At 72.6% G+C, this 22,748-nt stretch carries 16 protein-coding genes; 14 read left to right on the top strand and 2 right to left on the bottom strand.

Features of this window, described 5'->3' with window-relative positions; all coding sequences use genetic code 11:
• Positions 1-40 precede the first annotated feature (40 nt).
• Positions 41-235, bottom strand: coding sequence for a DUF5999 family protein (locus OIC96_RS11445; protein ID WP_330307942.1), 195 nt, complete (start codon positions 233-235; stop codon positions 41-43).
• Between the two features lie 274 nt (positions 236-509).
• Here OIC96_RS11445 and OIC96_RS11440 point away from each other — a divergent pair, with 274 nt between their 5' ends.
• The 14 genes from OIC96_RS11440 to OIC96_RS11375 all read left to right on the top strand — a co-directional run bounded on the left by OIC96_RS11440 (position 510) and on the right by OIC96_RS11375 (position 21,476).
• Positions 510-935 carry a DUF6299 family protein gene (locus OIC96_RS11440; RefSeq protein ID WP_330307943.1) on the top strand — a complete coding sequence of 142 codons (426 nt, stop codon included), beginning with the start codon at positions 510-512 and terminating at the stop codon, positions 933-935.
• 234 nt (positions 936-1,169) lie between these two features.
• On the top strand, positions 1,170-1,712 hold the full coding sequence (locus OIC96_RS11435) for a hypothetical protein (protein ID WP_330307944.1): 543 nt from the start codon (positions 1,170-1,172) through the stop codon (positions 1,710-1,712).
• A gap of 95 nt (positions 1,713-1,807) precedes the next feature.
• On the top strand, positions 1,808-5,167 hold the full coding sequence (locus OIC96_RS11430) for a CHAT domain-containing protein (protein WP_330307945.1): 3,360 nt from the start codon (positions 1,808-1,810) through the stop codon (positions 5,165-5,167).
• The gene (locus OIC96_RS11425) at positions 5,151-5,837 is read left to right on the top strand and encodes a hypothetical protein (RefSeq protein ID WP_330307946.1); all 687 of its coding nucleotides are present in this window, start codon (positions 5,151-5,153) and stop codon (positions 5,835-5,837) included. Before OIC96_RS11430 ends, OIC96_RS11425 begins: the two co-directional genes overlap by 17 nt.
• On the top strand, positions 5,837-6,514 hold the full coding sequence (locus OIC96_RS11420) for an RES family NAD+ phosphorylase (protein ID WP_330307947.1): 678 nt from the start codon (positions 5,837-5,839) through the stop codon (positions 6,512-6,514). The genes OIC96_RS11425 and OIC96_RS11420 overlap by 1 nt, the downstream gene beginning before the upstream one ends.
• A gap of 59 nt (positions 6,515-6,573) precedes the next feature.
• Positions 6,574-7,650, top strand: a complete 1,077-nt coding sequence (locus tag OIC96_RS11415; protein ID WP_330307948.1) for a macro domain-containing protein — start codon at positions 6,574-6,576, stop codon at positions 7,648-7,650.
• 421 nt (positions 7,651-8,071) lie between these two features.
• Entirely contained in the window at positions 8,072-10,027 is a 1,956-nt protein-coding gene (locus tag OIC96_RS11410) for a hypothetical protein (protein WP_330307949.1), read from the top strand.
• Between the two features lie 58 nt (positions 10,028-10,085).
• On the top strand, positions 10,086-11,252 hold the full coding sequence (locus OIC96_RS11405) for a hypothetical protein (RefSeq protein ID WP_330307950.1): 1,167 nt from the start codon (positions 10,086-10,088) through the stop codon (positions 11,250-11,252).
• A complete protein-coding gene (locus OIC96_RS11400; protein ID WP_330307951.1) occupies positions 11,249-13,756 on the top strand; it encodes a hypothetical protein in 2,508 nt (835 codons plus the stop codon). Before OIC96_RS11405 ends, OIC96_RS11400 begins: the two co-directional genes overlap by 4 nt.
• Entirely contained in the window at positions 13,753-15,255 is a 1,503-nt protein-coding gene (locus OIC96_RS11395; protein ID WP_330307952.1) for a sugar kinase, read from the top strand. The genes OIC96_RS11400 and OIC96_RS11395 overlap by 4 nt, the downstream gene beginning before the upstream one ends.
• On the top strand, positions 15,252-16,844 hold the full coding sequence (locus OIC96_RS11390; protein WP_330307953.1) for a vWA domain-containing protein: 1,593 nt from the start codon (positions 15,252-15,254) through the stop codon (positions 16,842-16,844). Before OIC96_RS11395 ends, OIC96_RS11390 begins: the two co-directional genes overlap by 4 nt.
• The gene (locus tag OIC96_RS11385) at positions 16,844-17,518 is read left to right on the top strand and encodes a 4Fe-4S single cluster domain-containing protein (RefSeq protein ID WP_330307954.1); all 675 of its coding nucleotides are present in this window, start codon (positions 16,844-16,846) and stop codon (positions 17,516-17,518) included. Before OIC96_RS11390 ends, OIC96_RS11385 begins: the two co-directional genes overlap by 1 nt.
• The gene (locus OIC96_RS11380; RefSeq protein ID WP_330307955.1) at positions 17,515-18,891 is read left to right on the top strand and encodes a hypothetical protein; all 1,377 of its coding nucleotides are present in this window, start codon (positions 17,515-17,517) and stop codon (positions 18,889-18,891) included. The genes OIC96_RS11385 and OIC96_RS11380 overlap by 4 nt, the downstream gene beginning before the upstream one ends.
• On the top strand, positions 18,888-21,476 hold the full coding sequence (locus OIC96_RS11375) for an AAA family ATPase (RefSeq protein WP_330307956.1): 2,589 nt from the start codon (positions 18,888-18,890) through the stop codon (positions 21,474-21,476). Before OIC96_RS11380 ends, OIC96_RS11375 begins: the two co-directional genes overlap by 4 nt.
• Here the strand turns inward: OIC96_RS11375 and OIC96_RS11370 are convergent.
• Positions 21,467-22,486 (bottom strand): hypothetical protein, encoded by a 1,020-nt coding sequence (locus OIC96_RS11370; protein ID WP_330307957.1) that lies wholly within the window; start codon positions 22,484-22,486, stop codon positions 21,467-21,469. The genes OIC96_RS11375 and OIC96_RS11370 overlap by 10 nt on opposite strands.
• Between the last annotated feature and the right edge of the window lie 262 nt (positions 22,487-22,748).

The following is a 22,748-nucleotide window of genomic DNA, read 5'->3' as shown; positions in this document are numbered from 1 at the left end:
GGAGCGGGCCCGCGCTTCCCCGGTACCGCTCGGCGCGGACTCAGGCGGCGATGACCAGCTGCTCGGCGTACACCCGGTGCGGAGCGACCACGCTGCCGTCGGGAAGCAGTTCGCCGGTGTCGTCGAAGACGATCGCGCCGTTGCACAGGAGGTTCCAGCCCTGCTCGGGGTGGGCCGCCACGATGTGCACGGCGCCCGGGTCCACGGACGGGCACGAAGACTGGTGGGAACACATGGCGCACCTCCAGGTCGGATGCGATGGACGGCGGCGGCTGTGTCGCCGCCTCGCATGGTTAGACCATGCGCGCGCGGCGAACTCATCGGAACAGCCGGTCGTGAAGCGTGACAACACACGGACAACACTCGGACGTCCCCAAGACGGACGGTGCCAACTCGCCACCAAAGGGGTGATGATCACCGCCCTCGGGGCGCCGGACCGGTACCTCTGGAGCGCCCGTTCCGGGCCCTACCCCGGCCCCATTCCAGGCCCCGTTCCAGGAGGTACTCCCATGTCCATGCGCCAGGCCGTCGGCGCGGCCGCCGCCGCCGCACTGCTGCTGCTCGTCGCCCCGTCCGCCGTCGCCCTGTCCGACCCGTACGACGAGGTGACCGTCGACCCGACCGGCTACGTCGCGGCCGACGGAACCGTCACCCTCTCCGGCACCTACCGCTGTATGAGCGCCGCCGGGCCCGTGTTCGTGTCCTCCTCGGTGTCGCAGGGCGACCCGCAGGTCCGCCACGGGATCGGCGGCACCTCGGCGGTCTGCGACGGCGTGGAACACCGCTGGACCAACTCGGAGAAGCGCACGCCCGGCACCCTCACCCCCGGCGCCGCCCACGTCGAGGCCACCCTCATGGAACTGAGCGCCACGGGCCTGCCGCTGCCGGCCTTCCACGCGACCCAGCAGCAGGACATCACCGTCGCCCAGGGATGAGCACACGTGCGGAGAGCCGCCGCCCCGAGAACGGGCGGCGGCTCTTTGCACGCTGCGGGACGGTTTCCGTACGAGGACGAGGAGCGGTCCGCCGCCGGCTCGTGCCTCGCTCCGGCCTCGACCGCCCGGCTGGTCGGCGGCGGGCCGAACATCGGGCGATCTTCGGGTGGGGGTTCACGCGGTGAGAGGTCCGCTGCTTCGCTGGCGCTGTGGCGGAACAGGGATGGAGGCCGCGTGGACGTCAGTAGCACGACCGCTCTCCTGGTCGCGGTGGTAGGAGTCGTCGGGACGCTGCTGTCCGCGCTGTTGACCCAGCGAGCGGCGGACCGCAGCCGGCAGCGCGAGCGGGAGCGGGCCGAACGGTTGCGGGAGCGGCGCAGCGAGGCCCAGGAGCTGCGGTCGTGCTACGTGGCGCTCAACACCTCGGCCCGGCAGTATCTGGCCGCGCTCACCGACCACGTGCACGCGCTGGGCCGCGACGAGGAACTGCGGTCCGTGCGGCAGCGGCTGGCCGAGGCGCGTGACCAGCACCGGGACGTGTACGCGGAGGCTCAGATGCGGGTGCCGGAGCGCGTGCTCGAACTCGCGGGCGGCCTCAGCCATGACCTGGGCGCGGTGTTCGGCATGGTGCGGCGTCTGGACGACGGCGTGCCGCGAGCGGGCGACTCGCCGGTCGTCGCGAAGGAGAACCTCGACGCACTGTGGGGCCGGCTGCGGGAGATCCGGCGCGAGATGAGGGCCGAACTGGGCGCGTCCCGGGCGGATTTGGGGCGTTGAGGAGGAGAAGCGCGGGATCTTGTCGCCATGCGGCCGGCGGATCGGCATAGTGGCGTTGATTCCCGGGGCGGTCGAGGTCCGGGGGGAGGGGCAGGGTGCCGGTGCACGACGAGGAGAGCGGCGGCGTACAGGGGCTGCGCGCCTGGGCGGCGGACGCCGCGGAGCGGGTCAAGCGGCTGACCCCCGCCATGGGCGCGAGAGACGTGCCGCCTCGGGCGTACGACGCGTCGATCGCCGAACTGGAACAGCTGGCAGGGCTGCTGGACCACGACCCCGCCCTCCGCGGCGCGGTGAGCGTATGGCTGGGCGGTGCGCTGGCCATGCGGCAGTCCGCCGGGGGCGGTGGGCCCGCGGACGGCGAGCGCGCGGAGCGGCTGCTGCGGGAGGCGCGGGACCGCGGGACGGCACTGGGAGCCGCGACGGCCGAGGAGGACCGGCGATGGGCGGCCTTGTACCTGGTGTCGATCATTACGCCGATACGGTCGCAGCAGGGCGGGTACGGTGCCGTAACCGACCTCTCCGCCTTCGTCGACTGGGTCAACCGGGCGGGACTCGCCGGGATGACGGCCTTCACGACGGAGCTCGAGGAGCTGACCGCGGAGGTGCTGGAGCTGCCGTTGCCGCCGGAGTTCCTGGGGGAGTTGCGGCGGATGCGGGGGATCTTCTCGACTCCTCCGGGGGCGGAGTTCACCGACCTGCTGACCAGCATGATGCCTGCCGGGGATCCCTTCACGGACCAGCTGCGGCGGATGATGAGTCAGATGTCCGGCCCGTCCCCCGAGCCCGAGCCGGAGCCGGATCCTGAGCCCGCCCCCGACCCCGAGCCGACTCACACGCTCACCCCCGACGACCTACGTCGGCTCGCCGCTGGCCTGGACGCCATCCACGCCTCCTCGCACGGCCTCGCCGACGTACTCAAGAGCGGCGATCCCGAGGCGCTCAACGAACTTCTCCGCAGGCTGGACGCCGTCCAGAAGGACCCGCCCCCCGGGCCCGACCCGGCCTCCGGGCTCGAGGCCGTCAGGGCGCTCCTCCTCAACATCAGTCCCTACGTCGGCGGCTCCATCAAGGACCAGTCGGCGGGCCGGGCCCACCTGGAGCAGATCGGCCGCGCCATGGAGAACTTCGAGGAGGCCGTGGGGAAGCTGCCTCCGGGAATGGAACATCCCGCCGTCGTGGGGCGGACGTTGACGCTGTACGCCCGGGTCATGGACGCCGGGGAGGCGGAGGACGTCCAGGCGCTCCGGGACCTCGTGGACGAGGCCGAAGAGCTGGAGCGGAACGTCCCCGAGGACAATCAGTACCGCTTCACCGTCCTCGCGGCCCTGGGTGCGGCCTACGGCAGGCTCGGCGCCCTCACCGGGGACAAGGAACTGCTGCTGCGCGCCCTGCCGTACATGGAGAAGGGGCTCACCGGCGTCAAGGAGAGCGGACTGCCGTTCGCCGACGAGATCTCCCTGCCGTATGTCCCGGACCTCGATCTGCTGCGCCGCGGCCTCTCCGGCGACGGCACGGAGGAACTGCCGGAGCACGTCCCGCCGCCCGCCGGGGCCTCGACGGAGGATCTGCACAGATCCGCGGGCGCGTTGGCCGTGCGCTTCTCCCTCACCCACGACCGCGCGGACCTCGACATCCTGATCGACGAACTGGAGCGGGTCCGTGACGGCGTCCGGGCGGGGATGGCGCCGCGGATCGCCGTTGACGCGCTGTGGCAGCTGGCGATGGCCTACCGCGAGCGCGGAGTCCTCAATCAGGACGTGAAGGACATCAGGGCCTTGGAGGCCGCCAATGAGGCGCTGGCCGCGCTCGCCGCCGACGTCCTCCTCCAGTCCGGTGCGGAGCACGGGCTGCGGGCGGCCCGTTCCGGGGCGAGCAAGGCCGTACAGGCCGCTCTGTGGGCGGGCTCGCAGGGACGGCTGCACGAGGCCGTGGCCTCGCTGGAACTGGGCCGGGCCCTGGTGCTGCACGCCGCGTCCACCTCGTCCGCCGTACCCGAACTCCTTGACGCGGGCGGGCACCACGAACTCGCCGAGGAGTGGCGGTCGGTCGGCGCGGCCACCCAGGGCCCCGGAGCGGGAGCCGGGGCCGGAGCCGGCGTCCCCGGTGAGCTGCCCAGCATCCTGCGCCGCCGGGCTCTCGAAGCCCTCGGCTACCGCCGGGAGGGCGGACTCCTCGCCACGCCAACGCTGAGCGACCTCGCGGACGGGGTCGAGGAGAGCGGCGCCGACGCGCTCCTCTATCTGGTCCCCGGCGAGGACGCGGACGCCGGCGTGGTCATCACGGTGGCCCCGCGGCTCGGCGCCGGACTGGCGGTGCGGAAACAGCTGTCCGGCGCCGAGAGCGGCCCGTTGGAGCGCTATCTCGACGCCACCGCCGTACGCGATGCCGCGGCACGCGACGGCGGCCGCAGCGACCCGTCCGCCGAACAGGCCTGGGAGGAGGCCCTCAAGGCGCTCTGCGAGTGGGCCTACCAGGTGCTCGGCCCCGTGCTCGCCGAGGTGGACAAGGGGCTCGCGGCCAACGGCCGGCCGCTCCGAGTCGTCCTGGTGCCCTGCGGCCGACTCGGCATCGTCCCCTGGCACGCCGCGCGTTATACGGAAGACGCGCCCTACGACTACCTGTGCCAGACCGACGTGATCAGTTACGCGGCGTCCGGCAGCCAGTTCCTGCGTACGGTGAAACGCGCGCCGCGGGATCCGGCGGCCGCCCCCGTTCTGCTGGCCGACCCGACCATGGACCTGACGTATGCCGAGGTCGAGGTCATGGCCCTGAGGGACGCCTTCTACCGGCAGGCCCGGATGTGCGGGGGGATCTTCGAGCTGCCCGAGGAGGAGCTGGTCCCCGGCACACCCGACGACGTCCTCGGGTTCCTCGCCGACGGGGCCTCGCTGCTCCATATGGCCTCGCACGGCTCGGCCGGCACGCGTCCCACGGTCTCGGCCCTGCACCTCGCCGCCCCCGAGCACGGTGGCGACGGGCCGGATCCGGGCATGCTGACGGTGACTCGGCTCCTCGACCGGCCGGATGCCCAACAGGCCTCCGAGGGCGGGCCGTTGGTCGTGCTGAGTGCCTGTCAGACCGACCTGAGCACCCGCGACCACGACGAGGCGCTGACCCTCACCACGGCGTTCCTCGCGGGCGGAGCGCGGGACGCCATCGGATCACGGTGGACGACGAATGACAGCGCGTCGGCGCTGCTGATGGCGGTGTTCCACCACCACCTGACCGTCGACGGGCTCAGCCCCGTCGACGCGCTCAGGGCCGCGCAGCTGTGGATGCTCGACCCGTGCCGCCAGAACCCGGGCTCGCTCCGCGGTGAGCTGCTGCGGCAGATGGAGCGACCGGATCTCGACCGGATATCACTCTGGGCCGCCTTCATTCATCAAGGGCACCCGGGGCAGCAGGAGAAGCAGGAGGAAGAAAGGGAGGGGGGAACGGATGAACGACGGTCATGAGAGTGCAGCCGGCCGGCTGTTCGCCCTGATCGGGGAGCACCAGGTCACCATCCGCGAGGCGCTCGACGACGAGCAGTACGCGCAGCTGCTGGCCAGGCTGGAAGCCCTCACCGGTGTGGCGCCCGACGACGACAGGGCGGTCCGCAGGGCACTCCGCGGCGTGCAACTTGCCCTGCTGCTGCCGCTGCCGCTCGGCCATCCGGTGCGCACCGAGCTCGACGCGGTGCGGCTGGTCGCGGCGCCGCCCGGGCCGACGGCCGTGGCGGGAGCGCGGGAGCTGATGGCCGCGCTGGCGAGCCCCTCGCCGGCCCCCGGCACTGAGGGCGTCGCAGCCGGCGCGCAGGACGAGTTGCTCCGGGCGCCGGCCCTCTCGGCGGACGAGGCGCGGGCCCGCTGCGGCGGCGCCGCACCGCCGCCCGAGTTGATCAGGCTGTCGGACCCGGGCGGTGACCGCTACCCGGAGTTCCAGTTCGCCGCGGGCGGCGGTACCCCGTACGAGGTGGTCCTCGAGGTCAACCGTCTTCTCCTCGCGGACATCGACCCCCGGGGTGCCGCGGCCTGGTGGTTCAGCGGGAACACCTGGCTGGGCGGGACACCCGCGTCGCTCCTCGGCCGGCTGCCCGATCAGCAGCTGGTCGGGGCGGCCACCGCACTGGTGGAGGGGGACTGATGAGCGGCCTCTTCCCCATGACCCCGTTGGAGCTGCGACCCAACCGTCATGTGATCCCGGCCGGCACGGAGCTGTGGCGCGTCCACAGCACCAAGTACGTGCCGAACGAGTTCAACCCGAAGCTCGCTGACCCCTTCGAGTTCAAGGACGGCAGCCGCTTCGACGGCACGCTGCTCGATCCGTATCACTGTCTGTACCTGGCGGACACGGCGACCACGGCCCTCGCGGAAAGCGTGCTGCGCTCCAGGCCGTTCGAACCGTCGGCGGGCATGCGGCTCATCCCCTACGCCGCGGTCTGGCGCCGGTCGCTGAGCGTGCTGCGCACCAGGTGCGAGCTGAACCTGGTCTCCCTGATCGAGTCGCCCGATCTGGCCGCCGTCTGCCAGGACTCCACACTCCTGGAGGACGAGCGGAACTACGTACAGGCAAGGCGCTGGGCGAGCGAGATCCGGGCGCAGGTACCCGACGTCATGGGGCTGATCTGGCAGTCCCGGCACAACCGGCCCCGGCGCGCCCTGGTGCTCTTCCACGACCGGTTCGGCCAGGGCGACGGCGAGCCGCTGGAGGTGCTGCCGGAGAAAGGTATTGCGGACCTCGACTCCGATGCCGGCATCGAGAAGGCGAACCAGCTGCTCGAACCGCTGCGGTCGGAGATCTCGCGGCCGAGACGGGAGTGACGTCCTCGGGCCGGCGGTCCCGCTTGTCCGCGGGTGAAGCGTGATGCCATGGTGAACGCATGGCATCGTCCCTTCCTGACCCTGCGTCACTTCTCTCTGAACTGAGGGAAGTCAGACGCGCGGGCCTGGTCCGGCTGCGTGGGCGTGCCCTGCCGGCGCTGGAGGCGGCCGCGGAAGCGGTGACCGCGACCGCGGCCCGGAGTCCGGGCGCGGCCGTCGAGGCGCTGCTGCGGCTCGCCGTGTCGCGCCTCGACGCGGGCACGCTGCGCACCGCCGCCGAGTACACCCTGGGGCTGGCGCAGGGCACCCGGGACTGGCCGGCGTCCTCGCGTCGCGCCCGGGCGGCCTCGGTGTACGGCGTGAGCGTCGAGCGCTTCCGCAAGGACCACGAGGTGATGGTCCTCGGGCAGGTCGCCGAGCACGTCCTCCGGCTGGTGCCGCAGGAGACAGGGGTACCCGGTGCCGAAGGGGACGAGTGGGGCGTCGGTACACACCGGTTCGTTCACGTCCGGGCCGGCGGCCGACAGGTGAGGCTCACCCTCCATGTGCATCCCGTGGACCTGCTGCGGGACGTGGACGTGGTCGTCTCCCCTGCCAACGTCCACCTCGCGCTCCCCGAGCAGTACAAGTCGTCGGTCGCCGCGTCGCTCCGCCGTGCGGCCGCCGTCCGCGGGGTGACCGGCGATGTGCTGGACGACCCGGTCCACGACGAACTGCGCAAGTGGGCGGCCCGGCAGGGGACCGCGGGACGCCCGGTGCTGCCCGGCACGGTGGCGGCCACCAGCTCGGGGGCCCTGGCCGGACAAGGTGTGCGGCGGATCTACCACGCCGCGGTCGCCGTTCCCCGGGCCGGGACCAACGACTACGACGTGCTCCCGGCCGACGTGACCCGGGCCGTGTCCCGGGCCCTCGCGCTCCTGGCCGAGGAGTGCGACCGCCACGCGCCGCCGCTGCGCTCGGTGTGCTTCCCGCTGCTCGGCTCGGGGCGCGGCGGGCTCCCGTACCGCGTCAGTCTGGCCGCCATATGGGCCGCCGTCGAGGCGGAGTTGGCGCGCGGGGCGCGGTGGGACGTCCATTTCGTGGTGCGCACCCCCGAGGCGGCGGCGCTGGTCGAGCGCGTCCCGGCCGGGATGTGACCGGCCCGCGACCGGTCCCCGCCCGGGCGACCCGGTGGAATGGAAGGACGTCCTTCCGCTCCGCATGAGGAGATGCCGGGGGCGCGAGGGGGGATGCGGAGCGGAAGGACGGGTGAGTGGGTTCATGGAGTGTGACGCCTGGACGGTCGCGGAGCCCGGCGGCCCAACAGATCGACGTCGGTAATCCGCTTCCCCGCGCGGTGAATTGGCCAGGTGAATCGGAGTATGGAGTTCCGGCGACTGAACCCGGACGGGGTTGTCAACGGATTGTCGGCGAACTGTGGAACCGGGGAATTGATCACGGCGTCGTGTCATCATGATGCGTCCATGGAACGGGTGTTGCGTGAAGTGCTCGTCCGCGCCTTCCGGGGCGGGGCGGGGCAAGGCTCGGACCGAGGCGGGGAGTCGGGGGAGTGGACAGATGACGGGGGCCTGTGATCCGCAGGCCGCCTGCCCGGTGTGTGCGACCCCGGATCAGCAGGGCGACTTCTGTGCGGATCAGCGGAGCGCCTTCTGTGCGGTGTGCGGATGGCAGCTCCAAGACGACCCCGTACTGGGGGAGTTGACCGCCCGGGACCTGGAGGCCGCCGGGGCTGAGCTCCTCGCGGCCGAGCACGCCTGGGACATCCGGGCGGCGGCCCTGTCGGCCCGGCGCCCGGAGGGCAGCGAGCGGGTCGCGGAGGTGACCAGGGGAGGTCCGCCGGGACGGGACGAGAAGAAACCGCCCGAAGTCGCTTCGGCCGACCTCGGGATTCCGTCCGGACGCGGCGATCTCCTCGACGACCTCCACCAGGGCCTTTTCAAGGAATTGTCGTTCGTGGAATTCACGGCCGACGGCCTCCACATGATCAAAGTGACCATCGGGGAGGCCGGAATCCCGCTGCAGAACGACGCGGGAAGCAAGACATGGCATTTAGTCGTACCGGAGTTCGATTTCGACGAGGATGTGTGCCGTTTCCAGCTCGCGGGCGGAATAGGCACCCTGCCGCCCGTGGACCGCGGGGAATTCGACTCCGCCGTGCTGGAGTGGCTCAAGGCATGCCTGCCGGCGGTTCCCGACCCCCCGGTCGTCCTGCTGCGGCCCCCGCCCGGGTGGGAGCTGCTGGAGCGTGCGGCCGCCGCCGTGTGGGACGCCGGCGTCTCCCGGGTGGAACTGCACGCGGGCAGTACGGAGTTGGCTGAGGGCATACCGGCCCGCCGTACGACCGCCGACGCGGTGCGCCGTCTCGTGCGAACCCTGCCGCTTCTGGCCGACCACACGCTGCTGCTGGCCCGGGCCGACCGTGACACCGGCGCCGTGCACCCCCACAGCCATGTGCTCTTCCCCGCAGGCTCTCGGCTCGCCCCCGGTGAGACCGAGACCGCCGAGGTCACTGTGCACGGCGGAGTGACCGGCCGCGACGCCCTGTACCTTCCGGTGCTGGCCGGTGTACCCGCCGCCGACGGGACCGGTGCTCCGCCCGTGAGCGTGCATCAGATCGAGGTCGGGGCCCTGGAACCGGCGCGGCTGACCTTCGTCCTGCGCGGACCGGGGGAGGTGGACCTCGTCACCCCCGGCGCCCCCGTTGCCCGCCCGCCCGGCGGGCGCCGGAATCCGGCCGCCGTCGACGTGCCGGGTCTGTTCTCTTCCCTGCCGCGGCGGATCGTACGGCCGCCGCGGCTGGAGCTGTTCCTCACCGTCGAGCTCAGCGGCGCCGATCAGGCCGAGACCGAGGAACGCCTCACCTTCGTGCGGGACGTCGCCGCCCTGCTGGCCCGGCGGGATCGCGCCGGCACCGCGATCCGCGTCGGAGCCGTCGGCCACTACGACCACACCGTCTACGAGAGCCGTTTGGCCAAGGAGGGCATCCTGCTGCAGGCCCCCGTCTCCGCGCGCCCGCCCGCCGCGTTGCCGGCCGCCCTGGACGGATGGTCGCACGCCCGGCGCCGGCAGGACGCCGTGTCGTCCCTGGAGGAGGCTCTGTGGGAAGTGGCCCGGCTCGCTGCCGAGGGCCGGGGCGCCACCGAGGACCCGGGCGCCGCCGACGTACGGAGGGTGGTCCTGATCGTCGCCCGCCGTCCGCCCGCGCCGGCCCGCCAGCAGGGCCTCGTCCCGGCCTGTCCGCACGGCGTGAACTGGCGGACGGCCCTCGACCTGCTGCACTTCCACGAATTCCAGGTGATGACCCGGGCGGATCCCCCAGCCGGGCCGCCACCGCCGGACCTTCCGGGCCGCGAGGCCCGGCGTTACGCCGACGAGGCCTGGAGCGCCCTCGGCGCCGACGGCGTCTTCCGGCCGGGCGCCGACCCGGCGGAAGCCGTGGCCCAGAGCCTCGCCCCACCTTGGGGGGTGGAGGGCCCGGACTGCCCTCTCGCCTTCGCCGACCCGCTCGTGTGACACCGCCCCGCGTCCCCTCCGGCCCTCCGCCCCTGCGTCCCCGGTACGAGGAGAGTTCATGTCCGATCTCTACAACCCGAACAAGAAGGAGTCCGGCGGCCCGGAGCCGGCCCCCGTGACCGCGCCGGCCGGGGGCGGTCTCCCGCCCAGCGCACCGCCGAGGCAGGCCCTCACCGGCGCGGGCGATGCCCCGGAGCCCGCGCCGGTACCGGATTCGGTGCCGGTCTTGGAAGCCGTGCCGGTTCCGTCAGCGGGCCAGGCGAACGGGACGGCCCCGGACCGCATAAGAATCGGGCTGTGGGGCGCACCCCGCTCAGGCAAGACGACGTATCTCACCGCCCTGCCGATCGCCGCGATGCAGTACCAGCGGCACAACGAGGGCAGCTGGAACATCGCCGGCATGACGCAGGAGGCCAACGCCTTCCTCACCCAGGGCGTGGACCTGCTGACCCGGCGGCGGGCCTTCCCGCCGGCCAGCATGGGTGTCCACGGCATGGCCTGGTCCGTCCAGGGGCCGGAGGAGAAGGGAAAGCTGGGATTCCGGAGCCGGCGGCCCAACTTCGTGCTGGAGATCCAGGACGCGGCCGGGGAGGTGTTCCGGCACGATCATCCCCAGCAGGCCCAGCTCGTCGGTCATCTCGCACGGTCCCATGGGCTGATCTATCTCTTCGACCCGGTCGGTGACGCCGAAGAGGCCACCGAGAGCTTCACCTATCTCCAGGCGACTCTGATCCAGCTGGCCGCGAGGGTCCGGGACCAGGGCGAGCTCGTCGACGGCAGGCTTCCGCACCATGTGTCTGTCTGCATAGCCAAGTTCGACCACCCGGACGTCTTCCGGCCCGCGGTGGAGGCGGGCTGGGTCACCCAGGACACGGTGGGCTCACGGCTTCCCCGCGTGCCCCGGGAACAGAGCGAGAAGTTCTTCCAGTGGATGTGCGACGAGTTCCGCGGATCCAACGCCCGGCTGGTACGCGACGCCCTGTACGCCCATTTCGACCCCCGGCGCATCTCCTACTACGCGGCCTCCGCCGTCGGCTTCCGGCTGAACCCGCAGCACGTGTTCGACTACGGGGACTACGTCCAACCGGTCGCGGTGGACGGGACACTGCGCATCCGTACGTCCCCGGTGCCGATCAACGTCCTGGAACCGCTGATCGACCTGGAGAGCCGGATTCACCGGGACCGCGGCCGGGGCGGCGGCTGGCGCGTGGGGAAGCGGCGGTGAACGAGGGCCTCGGAGAGGAACGACTGACCGCGCACTGGGCGGTGCTGGGCAAGCATCCGGGGCAGACCATGGGCTACGAGGTGTTGCGGAGCAGCCTTCCGGACGACCGGGCGAGCACCTACCTCTGGAAGGCCTCTGCCACCGGCGCACCGGGCGGCCGTGACCCGGAGGGCGAACTGCCGTGGCGGGTGTTCCTCGGCGGAACGGACACGCATCCGGAACCCGTCTGCGCCTGCGTGGAGACCACATGGGACGGGTCGACCGACGGCACCGGCGCCCCCAGTTACGCCTGGAGGCTGACCCTGCTGGAGTGGGCGGAGGCGGGCCGGGCCGCCCTGACCTGGTCCGGGATCGACCGTGCGCTGCTGTCGGATCCGCCGGCGCTTCCCGGCGACGCGGTCCCGATGACCGTCGCTGTGCCTGGCACGCCTCCCGCTGAACTCGCCGAAGTGATCGATCAGTTGGGCTTCGACTGGGCGGCCGGCGTGGCCGCGCTGCTGCTCGGCAACCGGCAGGTGGCGATCACGCCGAGTCCGGGTAAGGCACTGCCCGACGTCACCGACCGCGTCCGCGTGCTCGACGCGGTCTGCTCTCTGCTGCCCTACGAATGCCGGGCCTGGCTCAGCGCCGCGACCTGGACCGGCCCGTCGCAGCACGACCTGAGGCTGTTCTTCGCGTCCGCGGCACGGACAGGGCAGGTCACGTCGGTGCTCGGCGGCAGCCCGCCGGGTGAGCCGCGGGACGAGACCGCCCGGGCCTATCTGCACGGGCTTCGCAGGCTGCGGGCGAAGACCGGCGACACCACCGAGATCGTGGCGTATCTGCTCACGGCCGCCGTGGAACCGGCCGCGGCACCACGCCCCGGGGCGGCTCTCAGGACCCTGCGCGAGGCGGACCTGATGGACGTCGTGGTCGAGGAGATCCGGTCGGGCGGAGGGCAGTTCGGGGACGTCCGCCGGGTCCTGGAACGGTATCCGGCCGCGTCCCTGAACGAACATCGCCTGGGCGCGCTGACCCTCTTCCTGGTCCGATGCGCGCACGGCGGCAACGCGGTCGCGGGGAGCCTGCTGGGGGAGCACTGGTCCGAGCGCACCCCGTCCCTGCTCGTCCGGGAGGTCCTGGGCGCCGGCACTCCCACCCTGTCCTTCGAGCGCGCCAAGCAGTACCTGGGCGTCGTCCACAACACTGTCGAGGCGTGCCGCCCCGGCAGCTTCGACGAACTGTTCAGCACCCTGGTCGAGGCCCCGGAAGCGACGCACGAATGGACCGGGACGCTCATCTACATGGCTGACAACGAGTGGGGCCGCCACACAGACGGCGCCGACCGCCTCCTCGTCAGCGAGTCCGCCGTCGGGAAGACATGGCTCAAGTGCCTGCTGGACCACGAGGACCGCAGCCTGGCACCGCTCCACCGCCTGGTGCAGCGAGCGCGGGACGACATGGCCGCCGACGTCACCCCTGGCTGGCTGCGCTTCGCGGCCGTACTGCTCGGCGAATCCCTGGACCTGGCCACCGCCACGGACGCGGCCGAGTTCGCCGGGGCACTCGAGGGCGGCGGGCGGATCACCCTGGAGATCGCCCGGGCGCAGAGGCGGCCGGAGGTGCTCGCTCTGATGTGGCCGCGGCTCTGGAGGGTCGCCCGCACGGAGCGCGGACTGGGGGAAGCCGTAGAGCAGTTGGTTCCTGTCGGGGAGCCGCAGACGTCCGGGATTGTGGCAGCCGACGCCGACCTCTTCTGCGCGGCTGTCCGAGGCGGAGCCACGGCGGGAATGCCCCGGCTGGAGCGGCTCACCGCGGAAGAGGCACTGCACGACTACGTGTCTGTTCTGATCCGCCGGATCGAGTCCGACGGAGAACTCAGGAGGGTGGCGGTCGAGGCACTTCTGGGCGGGGAGTTGTCCGGGAACACATGGTGGGCGATCGAGGAGCTGAGCCGCGCGCTGCCGGACAGCCTCCTGCGCCAACTCTGCGAGGAACTGCACAGGCGGCTCACCGGACGGGGCAGGCCCCTCAACGATCTCGACGTTCCCGAGTACCTCATGGAGGAACTGGAGAAGCGGTACGACCTGGGATGGCTACGGCCGGTCCGTGACTTCCGGAAGGCGGCTCAGGATCAGGGCCGGGCGCCGTACCAGGAGTTGGCCCGGATCGTTCTCGAAGCCCATGAACAGGGTCGTCTCCCCGCACCGCTGCTGGACGCGATCGCCGCGTGGACGCTCGAGGTCGGAGCGGACGGCCTGGAGCGGGTCGCCTGGCACATGGACGGCCTCGTGGCGGGCTTCCCGGGGCTGGAACTGTACGCGGCCCTCGCACGCGGGGACCGGCACGGAGAACTGCGTGACCAGCTGATGAATCACAGCGAGATCCAGAAAGCCCGGCACGAATGGATCCTGACGGAACTGCAGGGCCGACAGGATTCGTGGCCCCCGCCGCCCGGAACCGCGACGGAGCGCCGGGGGGTCCTCAAGAAGATAAGTCGGCATCTGCCCGGGGGATCCCGATGACGACTCGCGCCGCGCCCGCCATCGCTGTCGACGCCGGCACACGGTTCCTCCGGGTCGCGCGCACCCGTGCGGACGGGACGCCGGAGTTGGTGGAGCTGCCCGGGACGGTGCCCGGAGAGGGGCTGCCCACCCCCGTCGGCGTCCGCCGTGACCGCGGGGCGGCGCTGAGGGCGGCGTACACCGCGTACCGCGAGCACTGCGGTACGCCCGGTCAGGTGGTGCTGGTCGTCCCACCGCAGGAGCGGGCCGTGCCGCCGCCCGGGGACGGCCGGATGCCGCGGCCCCGGCTGCTGGACACCCCGCACGCGGTGCTGGCGCTGCTCCGGCATGCGGGCACCCGGACAGCACCCCGCCTGCTGGTGTGCGACTTGGGCGCCTTGGCGGCCGAGGTCACGGAGTGCTCCGTCGTCGGTGGGGCCGTGACCGTGGCCCGGGTCGGCGGGTACGCACCGGGCGGCGACGGCTACGGCGCCGCGTTCGACGCGGCGGTGCTGGCCGGGGCGGGGCTGCCGACCGACGACCCCGAGGTGCTGCGGAAGCACTGCGAGGCCCGGGCGCAGAGCGTCCGGCGCATAGAGGTCGTGCTCGACCGGATGGCGGACCGGCCCGACCGGGCCGACCGGTTGGCGGACACGGTGCTCTACGAGGTGGCCGGCCGGGCGATCACCGCGGGCATGGTGTACCGGGCGCTGGACCGGCTCACGGACGGGCTCGAACGGGCCCTGGACGGCCTGACGGAAGCCCGGGCCACCGGTCCGGCCTCCCCCCGCACAGGGGTGATCGCGGTGGGCGGTCCGGCTCGGTCCGGGGCGCTGCTGCGGCACCTGACCGGCCGTCTGGGCCGGCCGGTTCCGCTGCCCGACGGGACGGACCCCGCGCTGGCCGCGGTGTTCGGGGCCGCCCTGGTCGCCGGCGGGCACATCGACCCGGCCGACCGCTATCCGCATGCCGTGGCCGTGCGCGTCCACCGGACCGTGGTCGGCAGACCCCGGGACGAGGAACTGCTGATCAGCCCGCCCGGGACGCTGGAGCCGGGTGGTGCCACCGTGTTCGCCGAGGCCGGCGGAGACCGGGTGCGGGTCCGGACCGGATCCGCCGACGGGGCGGGTGGACGCGCCGAAGGAACGGCCGGACCTGCCGACAGGACGGGCGGACGGGCCGACGGGACGGCCGGACCCGCCGGGGGGACGGGTGGACGCGAAGTCCGGATCGTGGTCCGCGCGGCCGGGAGCGGCGCCGTCGCCCCGGCCGGTGTGGTGACCGTCCCTCCGTCCGGCGACGGCGCGCGCTTCCACGTCGGCGTGCGCCTCGCCGTCGACGGGACGGCCCGCCTCGTCCTGCAACCGCTCGGGCGGAGCCGCCCCGGCGTGCACCCGGCCGAGGACGGCATGGCCGCGCAACCCCCGTGCGAGGAGTTCGAGTTGGGCGTCCTGCCGAGCGATCTCCAGCCCGACTCCCCATCCGACCCACCGCCCGACAGCGAGGGAGCCCCTACGTGAAGCGATCCGTCCGGTCACCGCGCGCGGTGACCGCGCTGCGGCGCGGGGCCGCCGTGGCCACAGCCGCACTGTTGGCCGTCCTGACTGCGACTGCCGTTCCGGCGACCGCCGCCGGGACGGCGCCGACCCGGGACGAGATCTACCGGGAACTCGGCGTGGCCGATCAGCCGGTCGACTACGTCGTCCTGGTGGACACCTCCGGTTCGATGGCAGCCAAAGGCCGCTACAGCACCGTACGTTCCACCCTGCGCGTCTTTCTGGACGGGCTGACGCCTGCCGACCATGTCGCCCTCATCACCTTCGACAACCGCCCCGAGGAGCGGTACATCGGACCGGCCGGCGACGCGGCGAAGATCGTCTCCCGGCTGCCCAAGGCACCCAACCGGTCCGGTGCGACCGACATCGGGGCCGCTCTGGACCAGGGCCTGCACGAACTCGAACGGACGGACGCCGCGGACGTCGCCTCCGTGGTCCTGCTGACCGACGGCAAACACGATCCGCCACGGGGGTCCGACTACCCCAAGTCGTCCGGCGCCCCCTGGGACAAGCTGCGCAAGCGGGCCAAGGCCCTCGGCGGGCGCACCGAACTCGCCGGATACGCACTGCCGTTGGGCAGCGGTGCCACCGGCGTGAATCTGCTCGGGAAGGTCGTGGAGAACACGCTCGTCCTGCGCCCGGACAGCATCCAGGACCTCAGCGCCTATCTGCGAAGGGCCGGGGACAGCACCCGGGCCCGGTCGGCGGCGCGGCTGCTCGTCGAGGACAAGGGGAAGGGCGTCACGGCGTCCTGGACGGACACCGGCGTCCGCGATCTCACCGACGGCTCCGCCACCGCCTCCGTCACCTTCCGGTCGGCCACCCGGCACGTGCCGCTGACGGTGAGGGGTGTGCGGGTCTCGGCGGACGGTGTCCCGCTCGACGTCACCGGCGTGCCGAAACAACTGACCCTGAAACCGGGCGAGTCACGCACGTACACCGTCCGACTGGCCGGGGGTCCTGGCGCGGGCGCACTGCCCTACCGGCGGACCGAGGACGGCAGGGCCGCGTTGCGGGTGTCCGGCCAGGTGTCCTCCACGTGGCAGCGGGCGCTCGCCCCCGACGTGGACCTGAGGATTCCGGACGGGGTCGCCGTCACCGGTGATCCCCTGGTGGCGCGGGCCGAGGTCGGCTCGGTGTACTTCCTGCCGGCCGTCCTCTTGGCGCTGGTGGCGGCCCTGGTGCTCGGGTGGCTGTGGTGGCGGAGTGTCAACCGGCCTCCGCTGCACGGGGTACTGACGGCCGTACCCGTGTTCGGCGTGGAGATCCCGGACCGGATCGCGCTGTCCGGGAGGCGGGTGGGGTTCCAGCCACGCCGCGGCGGGCAGGGCACGGTGCACGGCCGGCGCCGCCGGACGGCCGAGGGGTCCCGGGTCGATCTGCTGATCCGCTACACGCCGGCCGGCGCCTCCGGACGGCCGGACCAGGTGACCTGCGAGCCGGGGGGCGAGGCCATGGTCGGCGGCCTGTCGTTCACCCATCTCCCGCACGAGCCGGCAGCCGGCCCCGGTTCCGGGGCCGACGCCGTCGCGCCGGGCACGGGACGGTCCTGATGACCACTCAGCCGCTGCTCAACGTGGCGGCCACACACGTCGGCACCCGGGCGCTCGGACCCGGCGTCCGGTCGGTGGTGTGGGTGCAGGGGTGCCCCTTCCACTGCGCCGGGTGCGTCGCCCCGGAGTGGATTCCCGACCGCCCCGCGCGGCAGGCCGGCCCCGGGGAGCTGGCGGCCGAGCTGCTCGCCGACCCCCGGGTCACCGGCCTGACCCTGTCGGGAGGCGAGCCGATGCAGCAGGCGGCCGGGCTGGCCGAACTGGTCCGGCAGGCGCGGGAGATCCGGGACGTCTCCGTGATCTGCTTCACCGGCCATCGCCTGGAACGGCTGCTGGCCCGGCCACCGTCGGAGGGCGTACCGGACCTGCTCGCCGTCGTCGATGTGCTGATCGACGGGCTGTACGTGGCCGGGCTGAACGACGGGCGCGGCCTGCGCGGCAGCACCAACCAGCGGATCCACCATCTCACCCGGCGGCTGGCGGACAGCGGATACGACTTCGCGCACCGGGCCCGCGACGCGGAGATCGCCGTCAACGGCCCGGAGACGCTGCTCATCGGAGTGGCGCCGAAAGGGTTCCCCGCGGTGTTCGAGACAGCGGTCGACATGGTTCGCGCCCGGATGTCGGGAGCGGACACCAGCAGCCCGAATCCAGGAGAGGAAGGGTGGTCATGAGCGGCAGGAAACGCATTCAGGTCGACCAGTCGGAGTGGTACCGCCTGCAACAGAGGGCGCGGCAGCTGCGGGAGGTCAAGCGGGACATCCCACGGCTGTTCGCCGATGTGAGGGCACAGACCCGGGCCGACATCGACCGGGCGTTCTCCCCCTTGCAGGACCGGCAGCGCCGCCAGCAGGAGGCGGTCGACAGGCTGAGCGACCGGACACGCCATCTGGAGGCCGACACCACCCGCAGGCTTCAGGAGCAGGCCGATCGCCTCCACCAGGACCTGCGGGAGACGGCCGGCCGGATCGAGCAGGACACCCGGCAGCGGCTGGAACAGCAGCGCAAGGAGGCCGAGAAAGCCCTCGCCGCCGAGCGCGCCGAGCGTCGCGCCGAGACGGCCCGGCTCGCCCAGGAGATCGACGCCTTCAAGGAGGACCGGGCGCGCGCCGAGACCACCGTACGGACCTGGCTGGTGGACGCCCGCACCATGGCGGACCTGGTCGACGGGGAGCTGCCCCACGACCGGTATGCGCCCGGCCGGCTGGACAGGCTGCGGCACCGGATCGCCACGGCCGAGGAGAACGCCGCTGACGGCCGGTTCGACGCCGCTCTGGCCGTGGCGCAGGAGACCTTCCACGAGCTGAGCGATCTGCGGGTGGACATCGAGCAGCGGGAGTTCGAGCGCTGTCTGGCCCAGAAGGAGGCGGTCGAGGCCCTGGTGCAGATCGAGATGCTGGCCGAGGAGAACCGGCAGCGTCCGGTCGTCGGACCCGACGCCGAGGTCATCGCCGGCTATCTGCTCGACGTCGTGCACTGGTCCGAGGGCGAGTACGACCGGGTACGGCAGGACACCGGTCAGGCGCTTGCCCGGGCCCGTGACCCGCGCACGGGCGTGGAGGACCTGCGCGGCCTGCGCGACGAGGAGGCGCCCCGGCTCGAACGGAGCCTGGGCGAGGCCGTCGAGCGGGCCGGGATGCGCCAGCTCACCTCGCAGCTGCGGGTGAACCTGGCCGACGTCGTGGCCGAGACACTCGCCGAGGTCGCCTATTACGACCTCGTGGAGGAGGAGTCCGGGTACGACGACGGTGATCCGCGGGGAGCGTTCCGGGCCCGGCTCCGCCACGCCGGCGGCAACGAGATCACGGTCGAGATCGAGCAGGCCGACAAGGACTCGCCCCAGTGCGTGATCCGCGTGGTGTCCCACGACCACGACAGCACCGCCGAGGCCGATCTCCGGGACCGGGCGGACGCGGTCTACCAGGCGCTGCGGGAGCAGGGCGTGCCCATCGGTCTTGAGGCGTCGGCGCCCGAGGCGGAGCGCGGCACTCCGGTCCTCCGTCCCGGGGAGCAGCACCGGGCAGGCAGGGAAAACCCCGGCACATGAACAGGAGCCTGACGAAGCAGAGCCGTCCTCCCCGTCCGCCGGGGACGGAACGGCTGGACCCGGCGGCCGTCCGCACCGGCGAACCCTTCACCGTCCTGTACGGGCCCGGTGTGGGCGACGCCTTCGTCGACACCGCCGCCCAGGTGTGCTCGATGGAGCAGGCGCTCTGGCGCGTGCTGCGTGCCGCCGGGTTCGAGCGGATCGTCTTCAGCACCCTGACCAGCCCGGTCTACTTCCGGGACAGGGCGTCGTGGGATCTGTCCCGCCGGCCGGCCCGCCGTACCGCGGAGATGGCCGGCCGACGCGTGCCGCGCACCATGCGACACGCCAGTCTGCAGGGGCCCCTCGGCGGGACGCGGCTGCTGGGTGCCGCACCCCGCTCCGCGGCGGAACCTGCCCCGGAACCGGCCCGAGGAGCCGGTGCGGCACCCACGGCCGGGATCTCCGATCCGTTCGGCGTGATGACCCTCACCGCTCATCTCCGCGACCCGGAACACCGTACGGCCGTGGTCTTCCCGCACGCGGACGCGTTCCTGCTCCACAACCGGGCCCCGCGGCAGCTGGCCGGAGCCATGGCCGAGTGGGCGGCCGACACCGTGGCGGGAAACCAGTGGATCCTCGTGTTCCGCAACCCCTCCCTGGACGGAGTGTCCGAGCTCCTGGCGGGGCTCGGCCACTATCCGCAGCTGGAGACCTTCGTGCGGGAACGGCGGGACGAGCCCGCCCGCGGCGGCACCTTCCGGGTCGAACTTCCGCAGGCGGCGGAACTGGAGCGCCTTGTGCACTCGGTACGGCTGCGGAAGGGGCTGCGGGTCGAGTGGCAGGACCTGGACCGGGTGGTCCGGGCGATGGCCGGCCAGCCCGAGACGGTCCGCGTCTGGAGTGAGCGCCTTGAACAACTGCCGACGGACGGGGCGTCGTTGAGCCACCACTCGGTCCGGCGGTGGGTGGGAGGAGCCGTGTCCGACGAACGGACGCCCTGGGAGCGGCTTGCCGCGATGCCCGGCATGGAGGATCTGATATCTCGTTTCGAGGCCATCCGGAACGAGACGGAGGCGGCCGAGGAACTGCGCGCCCGCGGGCTGGCCACCGTCGATGAACCGCCCGCCCGGCACCTGGTGTTCACCGGCAACCCCGGGACCGGCAAGACGACCGTGGCCCGGCTGGTCGGCGAAATGTACCGGGACCTGGGAGTGCTCAGCCGTGGGCACTGCGTGGAGGTGAAGGTCAGCGACCTGATCGCCGGGTACGTGGGGCAGACCGCCATCCAGACCAACGCGGTGGTCGACCGGGCCCTGGACGGCGTGCTGTTCATCGACGAGGCGTACGCGCTCAGCGACCAGAACGACGGATTCGGCCAGGAGGCCATCCAGACGCTTCTCACGCGCATGGAGAACGACCGCGGCCGCCTGGTGGTCGTCGTGGCCGGCTACCCGGAGAAGATGAAGGAGTTCGTCGAGGCGAACGTCGGCCTCAGGAGCCGGTTCCCCACCACCGTCGAATTCCCCGACTACGACCCCGGCACCCTGCACACGATCCTGCTGGGCCGCCTGGAGAAGCACGGCCTGCGTCCCGGGGAGGAGGCGGCACAGGCGCTGCGGCAGATCGTGGAGGGCATGCACCGCTCCCGGGACGAGGGCTTCGGCAACGCCCGGGAGATGCGCACCCTCGCCGACGCGCTCCGCACCCCGTGGGCCGTCCGCGTGCGACGGGACGTGGAACAGCCCGTCATCGTCGACGACATCCCGGAGAGGTACCGGGACCACCTGCCGCGCCCGGTGCCCGAACTCGCCGAACTGCTCGCCGGACTCGACCGGTACATCGGCCTCGGGCCGGTGCGCAGGGAGCTGGAAGGACTCGCGAACCGGCTGCGGATGCGCCAGGAGCGTGGCACGGAGGCGTTCGCCCCGCCCCACCTGCTGTTCACCGGCCCTCCGGGCACCGGCAAGACCACGGTGGCCCGGTTGATCGGCGATCTGTTCCGTGGACTGGGGCTGCTGCACAAGGGGCATGTCGTGGAGGTGACCCGCACCGACCTGGTGGCCGAGTTCGTGGGGCAGACCGCGCCCAGGGTCCGCGAGGCGGTCGAGCGGGCGCTGGACGGCGTGCTGTTCATCGACGAGGCCTACAGCCTGGTCCGGGACACCGGGGGTCACGGCGGTTTCGGCGCGGAGGCCGTGGACACCCTGCTGCGTGAGATGGAGCACTGGCGCGGCCGGCTGGTCGTGATCGCGGCCGGATATCCCGAGGACATGGAGCGGCTGCTCGACTTCAACCCGGGGCTGCGGTCACGGTTCACCACCGAGGTGCCCTTCCCCGGCTACACCCTGGACGGCCTGGTGGAGATCCTCCACCGGATGGCTGCCGAGGCCGGCTACACCCTGGGCCCCGGGACCGCGGAGCGCGCCAGGCTGTGGCTGGAGACGACCCGGCAGGCCCGTCGGGCCTCGTTCGGCAATGCCCGGGAGGTGCGCAGGCTGCTGGAGCTGATGGAGGGCCGCAAGGCGGCGCGGTGGAGTCAGGGGGACAAGGGTGCGGAGTATCTGCCCGAGGACGTGCCTGATCCGCCCGCCGGTCAGGGCTGAGCGCCGGTGACTTTCGTCCCGCCGTCCTCCTCCGCCCCCTGGCGATCGGCCAGCACGCGGCGCAGGGTCTGATCCGCGAGGCCGAGCTGCTCCTCGACGGTCCGGGTGAGGGCCTCCACCTCCTCCAGGGAGAGGCTCCGCTCCGGCGCGGCGCGGCGGGAGTCCGTACCGGCGGCCTTGAGCAGGGCTTGCGCCAGCTCCTGGTCGGCCTGGGCATAGCGCTTCAGGGATGTGATGACTTTGCCGTGTTCCTCCTGGATGCGCTCCAGTTCCTCCTGGATACGCTCCAACCGGTCCTGGTCGGCGGTGAGTTGGTGGGAGACCTCGCTCAGCTCGTGCTCCGTGGCCGCCAGCACGTGCTGCGCCGCCGCGGCGTCCTCCAGGCTCTGCCGGGTCCGTGGCTCCAGCACGGCGAGCTGCTCCTTGGTGAGCCGCAGCAGGTCGTCGGCCCCGGTGCGCAGCTCCCGGTCGGCCGCTCCAAGGTCCCGGCCGCGCAGCTCCCGCAACCGTGCGTCGACGACTTCGCGCTGCGCCTGGAGCCCGTCCAGCTCCTCCGCCAGCCGTTCCAGCCGCCGAAGCTCGTCGGCCTCCTGCCGCAGCTTCTCGTGCTCCGCGAGGCGGCGGCGCAGCTCCTCCTCCCTCTCCACGAGGCTTTCCAGAGCCGCCCGTTGCGACGCCACCCGCTCGGTCGCCGCGGTGAGTTCGTTCATCACGTCACGGGTGCTCTGTGCCACACTCTCGCCCGGCCGGGCCTCCGCCAGCAGTTCGGGCAGTGCCTTGGCCGCCAGGTCACGGGTGTCGGCCAGTGCGTCGTCCAGCGCGAACAGGGTCTCCAGAGCGTCGGCCCCGTCGGTGTCGTCCGAACTGCCGCCATCGGATGGGGAGTTCAGCCGGCCGAGGGCGTGTGCGGCCCACCGGGCGGCGGATCCCAGTACGTGGAGGGCCGTTTCCCGGTCGGTGCGCCCTGAGTCCGCCAGCGCATCCGCGATCTCTCGCCTGTGGTCGTGCACGACGCCCCCTCGCGTGAACCCTCGGCGGGGCCGCTCGGCGACCCAGGCTGCCCTGATCGCCAGCGTATCGCCGTGAAGCGGGCGCTGAAGGCCCACTTGTGTGACTGTCCTGTCGCAAGCGACCTTCAGCACGAGGCGCGCGAGATCGTCGTAGCGCGCGGCCACGGTGGTCAATCGCCCGCGTGGGGTGCAGGATGCGGAGGGGCCCGTACGGCCTGGAACCACCGCGTCCCTCGGCACTGTGAGAGAGCCCGTCGACCTG

The sequence above is a fragment of the Streptomyces sp. NBC_00775 genome, assembly GCF_036347135.1.
Lineage (GTDB): Bacteria > Actinomycetota > Actinomycetes > Streptomycetales > Streptomycetaceae > Streptomyces > Streptomyces lutosisoli.
The sequence above is the reverse complement of the archived record's forward strand: the minus strand, read 5'-3'. Positions and strand labels throughout refer to the sequence as shown.

Bases quoted from the DNA above. Each gene is read 5' to 3' on its own strand.
- OIC96_RS11445 (WP_330307942.1), bottom strand. From the start codon at position 235: ATGTGTTCCCACCAGTCTTCGTGCCCGTCCGTGGACCCGGGCGCCGTG.
- OIC96_RS11440 (WP_330307943.1), top strand. From the start codon at position 510: ATGTCCATGCGCCAGGCCGTCGGCGCGGCCGCCGCCGCCGCACTGCTG.
- OIC96_RS11425 (WP_330307946.1), top strand. From the start codon at position 5,151: ATGAACGACGGTCATGAGAGTGCAGCCGGCCGGCTGTTCGCCCTGATC.
- OIC96_RS11420 (WP_330307947.1), top strand. From the start codon at position 5,837: ATGAGCGGCCTCTTCCCCATGACCCCGTTGGAGCTGCGACCCAACCGT.
- OIC96_RS11415 (WP_330307948.1), top strand. From the start codon at position 6,574: ATGGCATCGTCCCTTCCTGACCCTGCGTCACTTCTCTCTGAACTGAGG.
- OIC96_RS11410 (WP_330307949.1), top strand. From the start codon at position 8,072: ATGACGGGGGCCTGTGATCCGCAGGCCGCCTGCCCGGTGTGTGCGACC.
- OIC96_RS11405 (WP_330307950.1), top strand. From the start codon at position 10,086: ATGTCCGATCTCTACAACCCGAACAAGAAGGAGTCCGGCGGCCCGGAG.
- OIC96_RS11395 (WP_330307952.1), top strand. From the start codon at position 13,753: ATGACGACTCGCGCCGCGCCCGCCATCGCTGTCGACGCCGGCACACGG.
- OIC96_RS11385 (WP_330307954.1), top strand. From the start codon at position 16,844: ATGACCACTCAGCCGCTGCTCAACGTGGCGGCCACACACGTCGGCACC.
- OIC96_RS11380 (WP_330307955.1), top strand. From the start codon at position 17,515: ATGAGCGGCAGGAAACGCATTCAGGTCGACCAGTCGGAGTGGTACCGC.
- OIC96_RS11375 (WP_330307956.1), top strand. From the start codon at position 18,888: ATGAACAGGAGCCTGACGAAGCAGAGCCGTCCTCCCCGTCCGCCGGGG.